17 protein-coding genes are annotated in these 18,301 nt (G+C 36.7%); 9 read left to right on the forward strand and 8 right to left on the reverse strand.

The window, feature by feature from the left end; translation table 11 throughout:
* The first annotated feature begins 60 nt into the window (after positions 1–60).
* From mfd to pth, 7 genes are all read left to right on the forward strand, one after another.
* On the forward strand, positions 61–3,429 hold the full coding sequence (mfd, locus tag AC59HC_RS04090; protein WP_496558050.1) for a transcription-repair coupling factor: 3,369 nt from the start codon (positions 61–63) through the stop codon (positions 3,427–3,429).
* 372 nt (positions 3,430–3,801) lie between these two features.
* Complete coding sequence (locus AC59HC_RS04095; RefSeq protein ID WP_227941099.1) at positions 3,802–4,623, forward strand: hypothetical protein; 822 nt, start codon at positions 3,802–3,804, stop codon at positions 4,621–4,623.
* Positions 4,623–5,405, forward strand: coding sequence for a hypothetical protein (locus AC59HC_RS04100; protein ID WP_496558051.1), 783 nt, complete (start codon positions 4,623–4,625; stop codon positions 5,403–5,405). Before AC59HC_RS04095 ends, AC59HC_RS04100 begins: the two co-directional genes overlap by 1 nt.
* A gap of 52 nt (positions 5,406–5,457) precedes the next feature.
* Positions 5,458–6,195: a hypothetical protein gene (locus AC59HC_RS04105; protein ID WP_202841701.1), complete on the forward strand. Its 738-nt coding sequence runs from the start codon at positions 5,458–5,460 to the stop codon at positions 6,193–6,195.
* Between the two features lie 152 nt (positions 6,196–6,347).
* Entirely contained in the window at positions 6,348–7,223 is an 876-nt protein-coding gene (locus tag AC59HC_RS04110) for a hypothetical protein (RefSeq protein WP_496558052.1), read from the forward strand.
* 99 nt (positions 7,224–7,322) lie between these two features.
* Positions 7,323–8,255, forward strand: coding sequence for a hypothetical protein (locus AC59HC_RS04115; RefSeq protein ID WP_227941096.1), 933 nt, complete (start codon positions 7,323–7,325; stop codon positions 8,253–8,255).
* An 87-nt stretch (positions 8,256–8,342) separates the two neighbouring features.
* A complete protein-coding gene (gene pth / locus AC59HC_RS04120; RefSeq protein WP_496558053.1) occupies positions 8,343–8,906 on the forward strand; it encodes an aminoacyl-tRNA hydrolase in 564 nt (187 codons plus the stop codon).
* Positions 8,907–8,993: 87 nt separating this feature from the next.
* On the opposite strand, the gene AC59HC_RS04125 is transcribed toward pth, so the two are convergent.
* The 5 genes from AC59HC_RS04125 to AC59HC_RS04145 form a co-directional block, all read right to left on the reverse strand.
* Positions 8,994–9,920, reverse strand: coding sequence for a hypothetical protein (locus AC59HC_RS04125; protein WP_496558054.1), 927 nt, complete (start codon positions 9,918–9,920; stop codon positions 8,994–8,996).
* Between the two features lie 248 nt (positions 9,921–10,168).
* Positions 10,169–10,804 carry a carbonic anhydrase gene (locus tag AC59HC_RS04130; RefSeq protein ID WP_110008437.1) on the reverse strand — a complete coding sequence of 212 codons (636 nt, stop codon included), beginning with the start codon at positions 10,802–10,804 and terminating at the stop codon, positions 10,169–10,171.
* Positions 10,805–10,856: 52 nt separating this feature from the next.
* Positions 10,857–12,449, reverse strand: coding sequence for a SulP family inorganic anion transporter (locus AC59HC_RS04135; RefSeq protein ID WP_110008438.1), 1,593 nt, complete (start codon positions 12,447–12,449; stop codon positions 10,857–10,859).
* A 145-nt stretch (positions 12,450–12,594) separates the two neighbouring features.
* Positions 12,595–12,894: a hypothetical protein gene (locus tag AC59HC_RS04140; protein ID WP_076595975.1), complete on the reverse strand. Its 300-nt coding sequence runs from the start codon at positions 12,892–12,894 to the stop codon at positions 12,595–12,597.
* Between the two features lie 21 nt (positions 12,895–12,915).
* Positions 12,916–13,584 carry a carbonic anhydrase gene (locus AC59HC_RS04145; protein WP_202841696.1) on the reverse strand — a complete coding sequence of 223 codons (669 nt, stop codon included), beginning with the start codon at positions 13,582–13,584 and terminating at the stop codon, positions 12,916–12,918.
* Between the two features lie 367 nt (positions 13,585–13,951).
* Between AC59HC_RS04145 and AC59HC_RS04150 the strand changes: the two genes are divergently transcribed.
* Together AC59HC_RS04150 and AC59HC_RS04155 are read left to right on the forward strand one after the other, a co-directional pair.
* On the forward strand, positions 13,952–15,082 hold the full coding sequence (locus AC59HC_RS04150; protein ID WP_429817070.1) for a helix-turn-helix domain-containing protein: 1,131 nt from the start codon (positions 13,952–13,954) through the stop codon (positions 15,080–15,082).
* Positions 15,083–15,207: 125 nt separating this feature from the next.
* Entirely contained in the window at positions 15,208–15,813 is a 606-nt protein-coding gene (locus AC59HC_RS04155) for a DUF2306 domain-containing protein (protein WP_202841692.1), read from the forward strand.
* A gap of 192 nt (positions 15,814–16,005) precedes the next feature.
* Here the strand turns inward: AC59HC_RS04155 and AC59HC_RS04160 are convergent, their stop codons facing one another.
* The 3 genes from AC59HC_RS04160 to AC59HC_RS04170 are packed head-to-tail and all read right to left on the reverse strand — an operon-like array spanning position 16,006 to position 18,234.
* Positions 16,006–16,560 (reverse strand): serine O-acetyltransferase, encoded by a 555-nt coding sequence (locus AC59HC_RS04160; protein WP_110008441.1) that lies wholly within the window; start codon positions 16,558–16,560, stop codon positions 16,006–16,008.
* A gap of 11 nt (positions 16,561–16,571) precedes the next feature.
* Positions 16,572–17,720 carry a glycosyltransferase gene (locus AC59HC_RS04165; RefSeq protein ID WP_482399053.1) on the reverse strand — a complete coding sequence of 383 codons (1,149 nt, stop codon included), beginning with the start codon at positions 17,718–17,720 and terminating at the stop codon, positions 16,572–16,574.
* 37 nt (positions 17,721–17,757) lie between these two features.
* Positions 17,758–18,234, reverse strand: a complete 477-nt coding sequence (locus AC59HC_RS04170) for an acyltransferase (protein ID WP_227941083.1) — start codon at positions 18,232–18,234, stop codon at positions 17,758–17,760.
* Positions 18,235–18,301 lie beyond the last annotated feature (67 nt).

Below are 18,301 nucleotides of genomic sequence, written 5' to 3' on the forward strand. Positions count from 1 at the left end.
ATCATAAACGGTTTCGGAAAACTCCCGAAATCGCTTTGTCGTTTATACCATTACTTATTTATGCAGTTAAAATCCATCAATGAAAAGTTCCTTCCAGACCTTATGCAGAAAGAGTTTGGAAAAGAAATTTTTACCCACTTAGAAAACAATCAGCATATTGCCGTAAAAGGAAGTGCCGGATCCTCAGTTTCTATTTTTGTGGCGGAGCTATTTTTGGTTCAGAAGAAAAATATTCTTTATCTGGTAGATGATAAGGAGGATGCTTTGTATGCCAATACGGAGATGGAGGATCTTTTGGGTAAGGATAAAGTGTTATACTTTCCGGCAACCCACCTTGAACCTTACCAGGTAGAAAAAACACAGAATGCGAATCTGGTTTTAAGAACGGAGGTCCTCAATAAAATAAATTCCGGAAGATCTCCGAAAGTGATTGTTGCCTATGCAGGAGCTTTATCTGAAAAGGTATTGAAAAAGGAAGATTTTAAAGCAATTTCTCATCATATAAAAGTTGGGGATCAGCTTGATTTTGATTTTGTGGATGAACTGCTTAATCATTATCATTTCCAGCAGGCTGATTTCGTTTCAGAACCGGGAGAGTTTTCTGTAAGAGGAGGAATTGTAGATGTCTTTTCCTATTCATATGAAAAGCCGTACAGAATTACTTTCTTCGGTAATGAAGTGGAAAGTATTAAAACCTTTGATATCGAGACCCAGCTTTCGGTAGATAAAGTAAAAGATTTTCAGCTGGTGTCCAATATGAACTTTTCAGTGACGGGAACAAGAGTTTCTTTGCTGCAGTTATTGCCTGCGGAAAGTTTTGTAATTTCCAGAAACGGAATGGTGGGAATGCAGAAGATAAGAACGTTCTACGAAAAGTCTCTGGAAAAATATGATAGTTTAAGTAAAGATATTGCTCACAGGACTCCGCAGGAACTTTTTATTTCCGATCAGGAGTTTTTGTTCGATTATAAAAAATTCAAAACGGTTGATTTTGGAGGAATAGTTATTGACGGATTGAAAGAAGTAACCGAAGTAAAAATGGAACAGCTTCCACAGCCTTCTTTTCATAAAAACTTTGAACTGCTGATCGAAGATATTGAAGAAAAGCAGAATGACGGATTTGATACCTGGATTTCCTTTTCAACAGAAAAGCAGAAAGAAAGGCTGGAGTCTATTTTTGAAGAACTTGAGCATGAGCTCCCATTTAAAAGTTTTAGGTCCGAACTGCATGAAGGATTTGTCGATAATGGGCACAAACTGCTGGTTTATACGGATCATCAGATCTTTGACCGTTACCAGAGATATAAAACGAAAAATACTTTTGCAAAATCTGAACAGCTTACCCTGAAAGACCTGATGTCTCTGAAAATCGGGGATTATATTGCTCATATCGATCATGGAATCGGGAAGTTTATGGGATTGGTGAAAGTGAACAATGACGGAAAGATTCAGGAATGTTTCAAACTGACCTATAAAAACGGAGACTTATTATATGTAAGTATTCACTCTTTACATAAGATCTCAAAATATAATGGGCCGGATGGAAAAGAGATCGTTCTGAGTAAACTGGGATCTCCGACGTGGAAATCTTTAAAACAGAAAACAAAAGCGAAGGTAAAGCAGATTGCTTTTGACCTTATTCAGTTGTATGCCCAGAGAAAAACGGCAAAAGGGTTTGCGTATACTCCGGATTCCTATCTGCAGAATGAGCTGGAAGCCAGCTTTATTTATGAAGATACTCCGGATCAGGAAAAGGCTACCGTAGATGTAAAGAGAGATATGGAAGCTGATACGGTAATGGACAGGCTTGTGTGCGGAGATGTAGGTTTCGGTAAAACGGAAGTTGCAATCAGGGCGGCATTTAAAGCGGCTACGGACGGAAAACAGGTTGCAGTATTAGTGCCTACAACCATTCTTGCTTTTCAGCATTACAGAAGTTTTAAAGAAAGGCTAAAAGATTTTCCGGTAAATGTTGCTTATGTCAACAGATTCAGGACAGCCAAGCAGAAATCTGAGACTTTAGAGGCTTTAAAGAACGGAAAAGTAGATATCATCATCGGAACACATCAGTTGGTAAGCAGTTCTGTGAAATTTAAAGATCTTGGTTTATTGATTATTGATGAAGAACATAAATTCGGAGTTTCAGTAAAAGATAAATTGAAAACGCTGAAGAATAATGTTGATACCCTTACCCTTACAGCCACTCCTATTCCGAGGACTCTGCAGTTCTCATTGATGGCAGCGAGGGATTTATCCGTTATCAAAACACCGCCGCCGAACAGGCAGCCTGTGGATACACAGTTAATAGGATTCAATGAAGAAACACTTCGTGATGCGGTTTCTTACGAGCTGCAGAGAGATGGCCAGGTATATTTTATCAATAACAGAATCGAAAACCTGAAAGATATTGCAGGGCTTATTCAAAGGCTGGTTCCTGATGCGAGAGTAATTACAGGACATGGGCAGATGGAAGGAAAACAGCTTGAAAAGAATGTTCTGGATTTTATGGAAGGTAAGTATGATGTTCTTGTATCCACTACCATTGTAGAAAGTGGGGTAGATGTGCCGAATGCCAATACTATTTTTATCAATGATGCACATCGGTTTGGGATGGCGGATCTGCATCAGATGAGAGGAAGGGTAGGGCGAAGCAACAGAAAAGCATTCTGTTATCTGATCACTCCTCCTTATGATATGATGACCTCCGATGCCAGAAAACGTCTGGAAGCTATTGAGCAGTTTTCAGATCTCGGAAGTGGTTTCCAGATTGCGATGAAAGATCTGGAAATCCGTGGTGCCGGTGATCTTCTGGGTGCCGAACAGAGCGGGTTCATCAATGAAATGGGGTTCGAAACTTATCAGAAGCTAATGCAGGAAGCTTTGGAAGAGCTGAAAGATGATGCTGATTTTGAAAGTCTTTTTGAAAATGAAGAAGACAGACAAAAGCTTTTCAAATCTGTAAAGGATGTCAATATTGATACTGATTTAGAGTTGATGCTGCCGGATTTCTATATTTCCAATACTGAAGAAAGGCTGCTCCTGTATCAAAAAATTGCTGAAATTACCAACGAAGCAGATCTTCATCAGTTTGAACTGGAGCTGATTGACCGTTTTGGAGCTTTGCCGAAAGAAGCTGTCAATCTCTTAAAAAGTGTTTCCCTGAAATGGCTTGCTGCTGAAATTGGTTTTGAAAAGATTGTCATGAAAAACGGAGTATTTTTAGGCTACTTCCCGGGGAATCCTCAGGATAAGTTTTATCAGACAGACAGATTCAGACATATTATTAATTATCTGACCCGGAATCCTTCTGAGGCCCAGCTTAAAGAAAAGTCCGGAAAAGAAGGTAATCAGTTAATGATGAGAAAAGAAAAAGTTAAAAATGTAGATGAGGTTAATCTTTTGTTGAAAGCAATCATTGAACATGATTAAATTTTAATTCCTGGTTACTGGAAATAATATCATAAAAATTATTAGAAACGTGTAAAAAACTTAATTTTTTACACGTTTTTTTGTGATTCTTATCATGTTTTTATATTGTAATATTCCTGTTAAAGAGAATTAAGGCGGTTTTTGAGCATTTAAAATCACTTTTCAATGATTAAAAAAATTCTGTAAATCCCCGTACAGTAAGGGTTTGAGACGTTAAATGTTTTTTTGAGTTATGAAAAGTGGAGTTATGTAGAAATAATTCTACTTTTATGTGTGATTAATTCTATTCTGTAATGTGTTTATTTCTATAGGTTTATAGATGTATAACTGGAATTTTTTGGACTTCGTTGTGTAACTTTGCAGTCCTTAATTATGAAAACAATAATACATTGCTGCGTGGCTGGACTTCTTTCAATCTATGCCAACGCACAGGTGGGAATCGGTACTGCAAAGCCTAAATCCGTTCTTGACGTAAACGGAAAAACCACCTTAAGAAAAGAACTTAGAGTAGGAGGTACTTCAACTCAGGCTGGAGAGGCCGGGTTAAACGGCCAGGTTTTGGTTTCTCAGGGCGAGGGTTTGCCTCCTGTGTGGAAATCTTTGAATGTTTCCTTTATGGAAGAGGGACAGTATAAGCTGATTAATTCTTATCTGTCGTCGGATCAAACGGGTATTATTTCACTTACGGACGGTGTTGCCGGTGATGGTATCTACACCAACAAAGTTGGGGATAACATTTCTGATATCACAAAAGGGAATTGGAAAAAAATAGACGGGCTTAGCAATACTTTTACCATCAAAAACGGGAGGAACAGGCTTACTTACCAGTTCCAGACCGGTATTGAGATGAAGGCTTCCACAGCTACTACAATACAAAATGTCAGATTTACCTGCGGTGTTTTCAGAAACGGAGCACTGGTAGCCGTACGCCCGGATAGAATCGCTTCCAATAATAACAGCGGAAAAGCCGGACTTCAGGATTATATCTTTACCCTTAACTATACTGAGCAGAATGTTCCTGTAGGTGTTCATAATATTGACATTGCATGCAGAAAGATTGATACTTCAAGCACTGCTTCGCAATTTGCGATCGGACGTAATGTGCAGTCTTCAAATGGAGCTTCCAGTGCATTTACTCTGGAATCTACCATGAAAATGGATGTTATCGAATATGTGAGCTATAAAAACAACTAATGATGAAACAACTATTATCAACACTGCTTTTTAGCATAAGTCTTTTGGCAACAGCGCAGGTAGGAATAAAAACAGAGTCCCCAAAAGCAAAACTTGACGTAAACGGAGATGTGAATTTCAGAAATAAAATAGGGGTTTTTAATTCTGCTGATAATTCTGTTTTTCATGGAAATAATGACCAGATACTGGTTTCTCAGGGGGAAGGTTTTCCACCGATGTGGAAATCACTTCGGATTCCTGAATACGAACCTAATAAATTTTACCTGATTTATAACAACTCATTCTCGGATAATACAGGAATTACCTTTACCTCTTCCGAAAACTCTTCGGTAAGCATGACTTCGAGAGGAGGAACATTTACACAGGGAAAACAATATAGTACTCTTACGAACTTCAAGAAAATAGACGGGCTTTCACATGTAATCAGTGTATTCAGTACCCAAAGTAAAGCTTATTTTCAGTTTGAAACTGTTGTACAGGCAGATTTTGGGGCGGCAGGAAGTACAGACAACTCTATAGACTATGCTTGCGGAATTTTTGTGGATGACAAACTGGTCAACCTGAGACAGCGAAATTTGAAAGCCATTACTACGTCATATCCTTTCCTTACTCATACTCAGATCGGGATTGTAGACAATCTTTCCAAAGGAGACCATACGGTAAGTGTTGCATGTACAAGACTAGGTTCCTATGGTGCTTCAGGTACAGGAAATAAACTTACCATTGGAACTATGTGTATAGCAATATCAACAGCTTTATTTCACAGTCTTCCCTTAAAATAGATGTGTATGAAGTTCCGGAAGTATTTAACACGATTATAAATTAAGAAGGATTATGAAAAAAATATTATTTGTTACATCTCTTTTGTTAGCAGCTGCAACAAATGCCCAGGTGGGTATTAATACTCCTAATCCGACTAATATGCTGGATGTGAACGGAGATCTTAACGTAGGAAAAGAATTAAGAACAGGAGGCACTGATTTACTGAAAGGTTCCGCCGGTACAGCTGGTGATATATTTCACAATAATGCAGATTTAGGTACAAATGACTGGAAAGCTATTAAAATTGCTGACGGGCAGGGAAGTATGTCTCTTTTTTCTATCAACACCGTTGCGGATAAAACCGGAATCAGCTTTTCTGGTGCCAGTGGTGCTACCAGCCCCTATGGTAATGGAGATCCTCTGACGGGAGGCTGGACTGTAATCCCAGGAACAGTAGATACATTTTCTGTTACCAACGGTACAAACAAAGCTACTTTTTCATTTCAGACCACTGTTCAGAAGACAGGTACAAATTCTGCAAGTTTTGCCTGTGGTGTTTTTATAAATGATGCCCTTAGAGCAGTGAGAACGGATGTGTTATTGGGGGACAGCGGTGCTTATAAGATTTTTAACCTTAATGCTACTCTTACCAATCTTACTCCCCAAAATCAGTATTCCGTTAAAGTAGCCTGTATAAAAAGGGCTATTGCAGGAACAGTACTTGGAATAGGAACAGCGGTGGATACAGCTTTTCTCAACAGTGATATGTCGCAGTCTGTTTTGACGACATCCATATTGCAGCCTTATTAATTTTCACGATCATACAATAATAGGAAATCTAAAAACGTTATGTTTTTAGATTTTTTTTGTTTATTAACTCTATTTCTTGTGAATTTGTTCAGATAAAGTAAAGTGTATTATCAAAAATTGAATTATATTTGGACAAGCTAAAAAAATTCTATATGGTAAAAAACTATTTTTTTAAAATGTTTGCCGGTATTGCTTTTCTTGGGCTGCTGACAGCATGTACTACTACCTCTGATCCCACAGAATCCATCCCGAATCCGGATGACGGGCCACCTCCTAAAAAGATTTTATCGAAGGTTAGTTCGAATAATGTTTCTCAGGAGGAATATGCTACTACAGCGGTAACCGGAGATCTGCAGACTGCAGTATCCAAAGATGAGTCTTTTAGCGGAAGTGCTTATTATACAGCAACGGTAACATACACCAATAAAAATATCACTAAAGTTAAATATGTAAGTTCAGCTGCATCCAGCCTCACGTATGAATTTAATATTGTTCCTGATGCTACAGGTAAAAAGATTTATAATGCTACTTCTACAGCCACGGGAGCAACGCCTTCTGTATCTGTTGTAAGTGACTATGCATTTACCTATAGTGCAACGACCAATAAGCTTACCAAAATTCTTGAGAAGAGAAAAGAAGGAGGAATCAGTGCCTATAACAGATTTATTGACTACAGTTTTGTGTACAATGGTGATAATGTTATTCAGGTTGTTTGTTCCAAAGGTCTGCTGGATATCAACGGAAACCCGAATATGAGTACGGCCGTAATAAGCAAGTATAGTTTCCAGAACTATGATAGTCAGAAAAGCCCGTATTCTACCTTGCCATCAGTATATTTCATCACCCGAAGTCTGATCAATCCGGCACAATTCTATAAAATATCTCCGAATAATCCCACCTCTATGTTTATAGAATTACCATCACCGGCTGCGCCTGTTAATACGGCTCAAAGCTATTCTTATGATAATCAGGGGTATGTGGTTGTTGAGAAAAATCAGAATACAATTTTTACCTATAAAAATTTATAGTAGAAATATAGCTATTAATCTTACCAGAATATAAATAATATTACAAGTTTTAGGCAAAAAAAAATTATATTTGTCAAAAAAATAATCAATTACAAGGAAATGAAGCAAATTTTCTATTTTATTTTACTGATCGCAGGTTTCTCCTCAGTACATTCCTGCAAGGATATGCTGGATGAGGATGGAAATCCTTTGCTGGATCTTAACGAAACAGGAGGGTTAAGCGGTCCCAGAGCATTATACAGAGAAATTACAGATAAAGATACCATCGCAGAATATCGTTATAGCGGGCTTCTCGTGACTAAAGTAATCACAGACAGTGCTTCTATCACTGATATTATGTACAGTGGCGATAAAATCAGCCAGATTAATTTTAATGGTTTCCTTGATCTGGACGGAAACGGGAAACTGGATAAAGACAGTGTATCCTACACTCAATTATTCTCTTACGGAAACAACAGCAAACTTCAGACGATTTCTGAAAACCGTTCTATTTTCAGAAGACCTCCACCTGTAATACCTGGAGATCCTCCGGGACCACAGACTTTGTTGAGAAAAGAGAAAACATCTTATCAGGTTAAGTATAGCACTGCGACAGGAAAACTGGATTCAATCATTATGAGAAACGGTCCGGATGTTCCCGGGGCCCCACTTAATTTCACCGATTATTCTAAGACAGCTTATACTTACGTAGGAGATAATGTTTCTAAAGTAGTAAGACACTACGGAACAATGACAGGAGGTGCATTTGGTGCTGTTACCGGTAAATACAGCTACGAATACTACGCATATGATGAGCAGGTAAGCCCATTCACATTGTTACCGCATGTATATAAAATTTCAAGATTATTATCTACAATAATCAATGATAAAGAAAGCCTTATCTTGTCTCCGAACAACCCTAAGAGATGGTCGGTAACAGATCTTACGCCGCCAATTCCAACACCGGTTGTAAAGAGTACCAATTACGTTTATGATCCTCAGACTTACATGACAAAAGGATATGGCGTTAATTACATCTATAAACCACAATAGAAGAATTTTTTTAACAATATTCAAACTCAATCTTTCCTAAGATTGAGTTTTTTATTTTTTATACCTTAATTTTGCAAAAAATTTCTGATGAAATATTTAATTGTGGGGCTTGGTAATAAAGGCTCTGAATATGAAAATACACGACATAATATAGGATTTAAAGTAGCTGAGAAAATAGCGGAAACCCTTGAAGCATCATTCAATACCTCCAATTTTGGCTGGCTGGCAGAAGGAAAACATAAAGGAAGAAAAGTTTTTGTCCTTAAACCTGATACTTATATGAATCTTTCGGGAAATGCTGTGAAGTACTGGATGCAGAAAGAAAACATTCCTTTGGAGAATGTGCTCATTGTTACCGATGACCTTGCCCTTCCTTTCGGAACTTTAAGATTGAAAGGAAAAGGATCTGATGCGGGTCATAACGGACTTAAAAATATCAATGAAGTATTGCAGACTCAAAACTACGCCAGGCTTCGCTTTGGAATCTCTGCAGATTTTGCTGCCGGAAGACAGGTAGACTATGTATTAGGAACCTGGAATGAAGAAGAAGCTGAAAAGCTTACGGAAAGAATAGAAACCTTTGCAAAGGCCAGTCTTTCTTTTGTTTTTGCCGGATTGAATAATACGATGTCCACTTTTAACGGGAAATAATCTCAGAGGGAAAAAACTGTAATTACCATATAGTTTATAGAATAAATGACTGTCTTAAAAACAAGGCAGTCATTTATTTGAGTACTACTAAAATTTTTCTGCTGGTTTTATAATTAATTGATCGTCTTTCCTGATAAATAATATCCACATCCAAGGAATAAATGATAATAAAAAGGATAGAATAATATTCTGCATAAATATTTCATTTGCTGCAGGGTTTGTTTGGAATTCCAATATTGCCTGGTTAATGGTGAATCCCTGTTTTATCAATAAAGCGATTACAGTGATTATATTGGCTGCAAATATGCTTATAATGCTTGTGAAGAAGATGATGTATCTTGTCAGTTTTCCACGAAATCCTTTGAAATAATCATAACCTAAAAAACCAAGAAGGGCGATAACAAATGCCATTCCTGAGGAAATACCTCCTAAATATACTGCAAGTAAAACCCAAAGTATAATGGCAGGAACTGAGAAAACAACGGACCCTAAAAATCCTGTCAGATAGTTTTTCTCTTTTGAAATTCTTTCTTTTTCAACTTTATTGAACTTATTATCTGTCTGTTTAAAACAATCATCACAAAGCAGTATACCGGTATGGTTCAGATTGTAATAGGTAATTTTTCCATTTGTTTCACAACTATGACATCTGTTTTGCTCCGGTATGTTTAGTTTTTTTAATAAATCAACCACAAAATCAAAAAGGGCATAAACAGTCTCTATCTTAGTAGGCATTAAATTTTCAGTGAATTTAAAATAAATGGTATTTTCTCTGATTTCGAAGAGAGTGAATTTTAACCGTTTTCTATTGGTGGTTAGCTCTGTTTTGATTTGTTGTCTTTGCTCCTCCGTTAAATTGCCGGTTGTTACCGAAACATATTTGAATTGTGGAGTGTGTATGATACTTGCGTCCGAAACGTTGAAAAAATAACCTTTGTAAAGTCCGAACACCTTATTGTTTGTTTTATGCCATCCAAGGTCTTTGGCTATTTTTTTTGCTTTTGGAAAAATCATATTCTTTTGAGTTTGTGGTCATGGTTTATTGAATATATTATTTCAATTGCACCAATATATAATTATTTTCCGATAATGAAGGCAAACTCTTTTTAAAATGAAATATACTACTGTTTAAGACAGTCTACTAACAAGATAGGTTTATAATTATCTTATTTTATGATGATATATGATAAAAAATAAATGCCACCGGAATTCCGGTGACATTTTCTGTAAATTATAATTGAATTTTAAAAAAATATTACTTTTTACAACCAGGTTACTGCACCTGTTTCAACGTCATAATTGGCTCCCACGATTTTAATTTTACCCTCAGTTTCAAGATTTTTAAGTGTTGAACTTTGCTTACGGATATCTTCAATCGCACTTCTTACGTTTTGCTGATTAAGCCTTTCAAGAAGCGAGCTGTTTTTTGATGAACGTTCTTCGTTTTCTTCAATGATTTCATTGATAATCGGGTTGAAATGGTTGATAAGGTGGTTTAGGTTATCCATTCCCAGTCCTTCAATTTGTGCGGCATCAAGGCCTCCTTTCAACGCCCCGCATTTGGTGTGTCCTAATACTACAATAAGCTTGGAACCGGCAACATTACAACCAAATTCCATGGATCCCAGAATGTCCTGATTCACAAAGTTACCGGCAATTCTGATACTAAAGATGTCTCCCAATCCCTGGTCGAAGATAAGTTCTGCAGAAGTACGGCTGTCTATACAGCTTAAAACTACTGCAAATGGCCACTGCCCCTCACGTGTTGCATTCACTTGTTCAAGAAGGTCTCTGTTTGCTTTAAGGTTGTTTACAAATCTCTGGTTTCCTTCTTTTAAGAATTCCAATGCTTTCTCAGGGGTAATAGTAGACTGGGTTTCGTATGTATGCGCTTTCATATTTTTTATTGTTTTCAAATTTAAAGTTAAAAAAATTAATTAATTATTGAGATTACATGGCTCTTTTGTGAGTCACAAGAATATGGGAATCCTGACTTCTTTCGTAATCTCTGTATGAAGTTTTAAAGCCTATCAGTTCTACATTGATGTCTTGTTCCTTTGCGCGGATATTGGCAAAATCCTGGATCATTTCCAGTACATCGGTGGCAATATAGGATGTACTTCTTGCATCAATGATTACTGTAGAATTGGGTTTTATATTTTTAAGAGTTTTTTTGATGGCTGCCTTATTTAAAAATGATACTTCTTCAGCAAGCTTGATATTGATTCCATCAGCGTCATCCAATCTTTCTCTGCTTAAATAATAAGCTCTTTTCATATTTCCCTGAAGAATATAGAAAACGGAGATGGCAAGACCAATTCCTACTCCTTTTAGCAGATCTGTTGCCACTACAGCTACAACGGTTGCTACAAATGGAATAAACTGGAATTTTCCTAAGTGCCAGAAATGTTTGAACGTAGCCGGCTTTGCCAGTTTATATCCTACTAAAATTAATACCGCAGCCAGTGTAGCTAATGGAATTAAATTGAGAACAACAGGAATGGAGAGAACACAGATCAATAAGAAGACTCCATGAATGATTGCCGAGATTTTTGAGGTGGCCCCTGCATTGGCATTCGCAGAACTTCTTACCACAACAGAAGTCATTGGAAGTCCGCCAATAAAAGAACTTACAAGGTTCCCGATTCCCTGGGCCTTAAGCTCAAGATTGGTATCTGTAATTCTTCTCTGTCTGTCTAACCGGTCTGAGGCTTCAATACAAAGTAACGTTTCAATAGAGGCCACAATCGCAATTGTTGCTCCTACGATCCATACTTTTGGATTAGTGAAACCATTAAAGTCCGGAGTCGTGATCAGATTTTTAAAATCATCAAAAGACTGTGGAACCGGCAAGGAAACCAAATGCTGGGTTTCGATAGCCAGAGAGCTTCCGGACATCTTAAAGAGTTGATTCAAAAGAATACTTATAATTACGGCAACCAACGCTCCCGGAAGCATTTTCATTCTTTTCAGTACATGGATTTTGTCCCATGCGATAAGGATTGCTACAGAAACCAGTGTAATAACAATGGCTCCCGGATGGATCGCTCCCAATAATTCTGTAAAATATCCGAAGTTTAAACCGTTATCAAAAATAGATTCATGGCCTTCATAATCTTTATCGAATCCTAAAGCATGCGGAATCTGTTTTAAAATAATAATGATTCCTATGGCTGCCAGCATTCCTTCAATAACATTATTAGGGAAATAGTTGGAAATACTTCCGGCTCTTACAAACCCTAAAACCAATTGAATAAGTCCTGCAATGATCCCTGCACAAAGGAAAAGTTCAAATGCGCCAAGATCTGTAATTGCTGTTAAAACGATAGCTGTCAGACCTGCAGCGGGCCCGGAAACTGAAATATTTGAATTACTGATTGTTCCTACTACCAGGCCGCCTACGATACCGGCAATAATACCGGATAATGGTGGAGCACCTGATGCTAAAGCAATTCCTAAACACAACGGAAGTGCTACTAAAAATACCACGAGTCCTGAAGGAAAATTTTCCTTGATTCCTCCTATTAATGATGTCTTTTTCATAATGTGAAGCTGTAAGGTATAGCCGGCTTATTTTTTTTAAATAAGTCAGTTATAAAAAGTTGAGAAAAAATAATTTTTAATGTACATGAGTCTCCGATATCAAAAATGATATGGAAATGGTATCAAAAAAATCTAACTATAGGAGTTACGCTTCCGGAGGGGGAGAAAATATAGTAAGTAAAGGTGAAAGATGAAAAGAATCATCAATCAGAACAAAAGACATACCCTGAACATCAGGTTCTGAAAACTTCAGATAATCGAACACATCTAAAGGTTTCGGAATGGTCTTTTCGTAAACAATGAATGAGGATGGGTGAGAATGAGGCTCTTCTTCATTGATTATTACATTCGTTCTTGCAATATCCCAGCCCGCCACCGCAGCAATGCCCGGCAGCGCTGTAAAATTCAGAAAAAACGTTAATACAATAATACTCCAGAATTTCATTTTACCTTCTTTTTAGAAAAACTATTTAGTCTTTCTGCTCATTACCCAATCTGAACCTGTAAGATTATAGATCTTTTGGATATCTTTTAAGATTTTCTCAAAATCAATCTCCAGATCAATGATTTTACCTGTTCTAAGGTCAAATACCCAGCCGTGAACAATAGGATACTCTTCTAAAATGTATCTTTCCTGTACACAGGCCATTTTGATCACATTGATGCACTGCTCCTGAACATTGAGTTCTACAAGTCTGTCATAACGCTTGTTTTCATCCTCAATAGAATCCAGTTCTGCCTGATGAAGTCTGTACACATCACGAATGGTTCTCAGCCATGGATTCAATAATCCCAGATCCTGAGGTGTCATCGCTGCTTTTACACCGCCACAGTTGTAATGTCCGCAGACAATAATATGTTTTACTTTCAGATGTTCTACAGCGTATTGAATAACTGCTGTGGAACTCATATCTAAAGTATTAACAACATTGGCGATGTTTCTGTAAACAAAAACTTCTCCGGGTTTTGCTCCCATCAACTCTTCTGCGGTAGCCCGGCTATCTGAACAGCCGATGTACAGATAATCCGGATGCTGAGTTTTGGCAAGTTCATGGAAGAAATCCGGATTTTCAGCTACTTTGGACTCTACCCATTTTTTATTGTTTTCGAAAATAACCTCGTACGATTGTGACATAATTTTAAAATGTGTAATTATTTATTTCGTTTAAATTATTTCCAAAATCAATAGATCAAATCAATAATTATGCAAAAATATAATTTTTGTTAAATAATAAATCACTTTTAACAAAGTTTAATATTAAAATATGCTTAAAATCATATTCACTATTCCAATATTATTTGTAGTACAGCTATTGAGGAAATCCAAACGTTTAAAAAGCAGGATAAAATTACGAAGTATAATTTAAAATTTGTGATTTATGAATTAAAATATTCTTAATTCTTGAGGCAATATGAATTGTTTTTGCTGAAATAGTTAATAAAAAGACTTTGTATATGTCAAAAAATAAATAATTTAAAGCTCTGATTAATTTATCTATCTAATGTCTGATTTTGGTCTGCAGTCTTTACCATCGGCTTTTTATCTGGCAGGAGTATTCATTGCCTGTTTCTCTTCATTTCTGATTGCAGGGAAACGTAAGAAGATAATGGCTGATTATATTCTGGCAGCATGGTTTCTGATTATAGGAATACATCTTATTTTATTTTTGTTATTTTTTTCCGGCAGCTATATAAAGTTTCCTTATTTTCTGGGCTATGAAGTTATCTTTCCCTTTATTCATGGCCCAATGTTATATCTGTATGTTTTGTGTGTTACAGGAAAAGCACCGGGCAACAAGATCTGGTTTCTGCACTTTGTTCCTATTTTGATCGTCTTGGTAATGCTGTTCAAATTATTGATTTTGTCTCCATGGGACAGGCTTGCCATTTATCAAAGCGGAAGCAGCCAATACAAAATGATAAGCAGTATTCTCAAATATATGATGATACTATCCGGAATAGTATATATTGCATTAAGTTTTTTTGCCGTCAGAAGGTATACAAGAGAAATTACTGACCAATTTTCAAATACAGAGAAAATTAATCTTAAATGGCTGTATTATCTTATTGCCGGATTAGCTTTGATATGGATTGCCGTGATGATCAGAAATGATATTCTTATTTTTTTCATCGTTGTTCTGTTTATCGTTGCCGCCGCATATTTTGGGATCAGCCGTGTTGGAATTCTGAACTTACCTGTAATAGAAGTCAATGTAAATGGAGTAGAGATGGATAATGAAGCGGTAAAGTATCAGAAGAATTCTCCGGGAGAGGAGGTGATCATAGCTGTTTATGAAAAGCTTGTTTATCAAATGGAGAAAGAAAGGCTTTATAAAGATCCTGAGCTGAATCTGAATCATACTGCCGAATTACTGAAAGTTCATCCTAATATACTCTCTCAGGCAATTAATTCGATTGAAAATAAAAATTTTTATGATTATATCAATCGTCAGAGGATTGAAGAATTTAAAAGGATAGCAGTACTTCCTGAAAACAGAAAATATACCATTCTTTCATTAGCATTTGAGAGTGGATTTAATTCTAAAACGTCGTTTAACCGGAATTTTAAAAAGTATATGAACTGTTCGCCCAGAGATTTTTTAAAGAGCCAAAGCATAGAGATTGAGATGTGATGATTGGTCTGATGATAAGATATATCGTTTAATCATAATGGTTTACAAATATGTTCCACCTTTCATTTTGGGACAATCGATGCTTTTATATTCCTCATTTTTACAGAAAAAAGAAATAAGGTATTATGAAAAAATTATTATTTGTAGTGATGGGTGTACTGGCTTTGCTGATCGGAGCCTATCCTCTTATTTATGCTTTCGTTGAATCTAAAAATACTTTTCTGGGTTCAAAATCTCCCGAATTACTCCACAGCATGATTTGGACAACAGCATTTTTTGCCCACATTACCTTTGGAGGACTTGCTCTTTTTATAGGCTGGCGTCAGTTTGGAAGTTCATTCCGGAATAAATACCTGAAGATTCATCGGATCATTGGTACTTTTTACGTAATTGCTGTGATGATAAGTTCTGTCTCAGCTATTTATATGGGGTTTTATGCCAATGGAGGTCTGGTTTCAGCAATTGGGTTTATATGTTTGGGATTGATCTGGTTCATAACAACTCTCGCTGCCTTGGTAGAAATCAGAAAAGGTGATATCATCAGACATCAGCAATTGATGACTTACAGTTATGCCTGTACCTTTGCTGCTGTAACGTTGAGGTTGTGGTTTCCTTTGCTGAAAAATATTACAGGAAATCCTACAGATTCCTATATTGCTGTAGCGTGGTTGTGCTGGGTTCCTAATGTATTAATTGCCTATCTTATTAACAGAAAAGTAGCTGTTGCGTAAGTTGAGCGTTGATAAGGAATTTGATCTGTTTGATTTCAAGTATTGTGTGGAACCGTCATAACAGCTCAGTTCTTTGAATTTCAATCAGATATAATCTGTTGCTAGGTTCGGGTGGCTTCCATGATGTGAAGAACTACAAATTTACTCTCTTTTCAAATGTATTCGGAATTTTTACAATAAGTACTGTGTTTACTACACCTTACGGTTGATATAATCCTTTGTTGCATCTGCTGTAGGGATTATTTTTGCAGGATTTCCAATGACAACAGAACCGGAGGGAACATCAAAATTGACATAAGAATTGGGAACAATCAATACATCATTTCCGATCGTGATATTTCCTACAATGACAGCATTGGTACCAATCCAGACTTCATCTCCAATAACCGGATATCCTTCATTTTTTCCGCGGTTTTGCTGGCCTATAGTGACTCCATGAGCGATATTGCAGTTTTTCCCGATCACTGTTTTCGGGTTGATGACAAGGCTTCCAAAATGTCCTAAATAAAAACCTTCACCAATCTGCGTTTCAGGATAAATCTGAAAACCGTATTTGATCTGGTAATGTCTTAGTACAATTCTCCAGAAAATATTCAAAAGAGGAGTTTTCTGATACTTCTGTGCTTTTCTCAGAATGTAAACAAAGTGAAGATTGGGATTGATGCATTTTTTCCAGATCTGAAACGTTGAAAGCCACTTTCCGCTTTCCCGGTAAAAGTCTTTTTGAATGATTGAATAATCTGCCATCGTCAATATTTTTATACTTCGTCAATTATTTTCTGAAGATGTTCCACAGATTTTTCCAGAACAAACGGAAGCTCTGTTTCCGAAATTCGTTTTTTATATTCTTCAGTGATATCTTTATCCGTAAGAAACTTTTTCATTCCTTCATAGATTCCTTCTTCGGAATTTGCAGTGATATTTCCAAGCTTTCCATCCTGCAGAAGATCTCTGATGCCGGAAATATCCGTAGCAGAAATAGGTTTGTTGAGGATAAGAGCTTCGGCAATAATCGTGGGGAATCCTTCATGTCTTGAGGACATAATATAGAAATCCGCCTTTTTCATATAAGGATAAGGATTACTGCTGAAGCCAAGCATTTTTGCAGTATCCTGAAGCCCCAGCTGATTAAGCTGATCCTGAATAGTATTAAAATCATACCCGTCGCCAATGATTAAAAGCTGATGCTTCAGCCCTTCGTCAATAAGTTTTTTGTGAACATTGAGTAATCTGTCGTATCCTTTCTGAGGATATACGGTTCCTACCGTTACAAAAGTGGGAAGATCATTGCTGAAAGGAAAATCATCAACTTTAATATCTGCCTTTCTTAACGTATCATTTTTGTCAATAGGGTTGAAGATCTTAATCACAGATGCTTTTTCAGCTTCATTTTTAGCCAGATTGTGCATCCCTTCCTGAAGCTTGTTGGAGATGACCAGAATTCTGTCAAACCTGAAAAATTGTCTGATCACTTCAGGAGTGTATTCTTTTAAATTGAAAATATCATTCTGTACCCAGATAATCTTTTTCGAATCTTTTTGAGGACTGGAGAGAATTTCCTGATGCATCGCATGGATAGCAGCAATCTCTACATCATATTTTTTATTCTTTAAAACAAATTTGTAAAGAAGGAAAGGGAACCAAAGAAACATTTTCTGATAAAGAACCCTGTAAGCTTTCACAGGAATATCCTGCAGCCTGTTGGTGGTGATCATTTCTCCTTTTGTCAAATAGTACAGTGTCACCCATGATGGGACCTCTTTAATGTATAACCCCGAATAGAGATTGAGCAGAAGATCAACTTCATACTTATCAGCAGGCAGATTCTTCAAAAAGTTGATTAATACTTTCTCAGCACCACCATGACGTAATGAACCTATACGAATGAGGAGTTTTTTCTTTTTCAATTTGTTTTTTTCTATTTTATGATTTTACAAGATAAATTTATTTAATTTTTCTTGCTTTCTTATACTTGTGAGGAAGATTTTCTTTGATATAGGCATCCAGCTTTTTTCTGTCTTTCTCCAGTTCACGGGGATATTCCGGGTTGTTTTTAAGAACAATGTCACCATAGTCTTCAATAGTGCACAAAAATTGAGCCGGGTTTCCAATAAAGACCGTATTGTCTGGCATAGACTGTGACAATACAGAGTTGGCACCCAAAATACAGTTGTTTCCAATTTGTACATCCTGCATAATAACAGCATTAAGACCAATAGTACAGTTATTTCCGATTTTTATTCTTCCCAGTATTCTTGCATCTTCATAGCCCGGAAGTTTTCTGAGTAGAGTAGTCGTTCCGCCATGGTTTACAAATCTTACATCTCCGGCAATGTTGACATTATCACCAATTTCAATAAGGTAAGGTTCAGTTCCGAAATACACTTTATCAGGCATATTAAAGTTTTTTCCTACTTTCATACCTCTGTATTTTGCCACTTCAAGGCTGGCTCTATTCAAAAAAGAATGATAGAGAGAGTCTATTTTT

The sequence above is a fragment of the Chryseobacterium sp. DZ-32 genome (assembly GCF_059587025.1).

Coding starts and splice junctions, on each gene's coding strand:
- mfd (WP_496558050.1), top strand. CDS start 61: ATGCAGTTAAAATCCATCAATGAAAAGTTCCTTCCAGACCTTATGCAG.
- AC59HC_RS04095 (WP_227941099.1), top strand. CDS start 3,802: ATGAAAACAATAATACATTGCTGCGTGGCTGGACTTCTTTCAATCTAT.
- AC59HC_RS04100 (WP_496558051.1), top strand. CDS start 4,623: ATGATGAAACAACTATTATCAACACTGCTTTTTAGCATAAGTCTTTTG.
- AC59HC_RS04105 (WP_202841701.1), top strand. CDS start 5,458: ATGAAAAAAATATTATTTGTTACATCTCTTTTGTTAGCAGCTGCAACA.
- AC59HC_RS04110 (WP_496558052.1), top strand. CDS start 6,348: ATGGTAAAAAACTATTTTTTTAAAATGTTTGCCGGTATTGCTTTTCTT.
- AC59HC_RS04115 (WP_227941096.1), top strand. CDS start 7,323: ATGAAGCAAATTTTCTATTTTATTTTACTGATCGCAGGTTTCTCCTCA.
- pth (WP_496558053.1), top strand. CDS start 8,343: ATGAAATATTTAATTGTGGGGCTTGGTAATAAAGGCTCTGAATATGAA.
- AC59HC_RS04125 (WP_496558054.1), bottom strand. CDS start 9,920: ATGATTTTTCCAAAAGCAAAAAAAATAGCCAAAGACCTTGGATGGCAT.
- AC59HC_RS04130 (WP_110008437.1), bottom strand. CDS start 10,804: ATGAAAGCGCATACATACGAAACCCAGTCTACTATTACCCCTGAGAAA.
- AC59HC_RS04135 (WP_110008438.1), bottom strand. CDS start 12,449: ATGAAAAAGACATCATTAATAGGAGGAATCAAGGAAAATTTTCCTTCA.
- AC59HC_RS04140 (WP_076595975.1), bottom strand. CDS start 12,894: ATGAAATTCTGGAGTATTATTGTATTAACGTTTTTTCTGAATTTTACA.
- AC59HC_RS04145 (WP_202841696.1), bottom strand. CDS start 13,584: ATGTCACAATCGTACGAGGTTATTTTCGAAAACAATAAAAAATGGGTA.
- AC59HC_RS04150 (WP_429817070.1), top strand. CDS start 13,952: ATGTCTGATTTTGGTCTGCAGTCTTTACCATCGGCTTTTTATCTGGCA.
- AC59HC_RS04155 (WP_202841692.1), top strand. CDS start 15,208: ATGAAAAAATTATTATTTGTAGTGATGGGTGTACTGGCTTTGCTGATC.
- AC59HC_RS04160 (WP_110008441.1), bottom strand. CDS start 16,560: ATGGCAGATTATTCAATCATTCAAAAAGACTTTTACCGGGAAAGCGGA.
- AC59HC_RS04170 (WP_227941083.1), bottom strand. CDS start 18,234: ATGAAAGTAGGAAAAAACTTTAATATGCCTGATAAAGTGTATTTCGGA.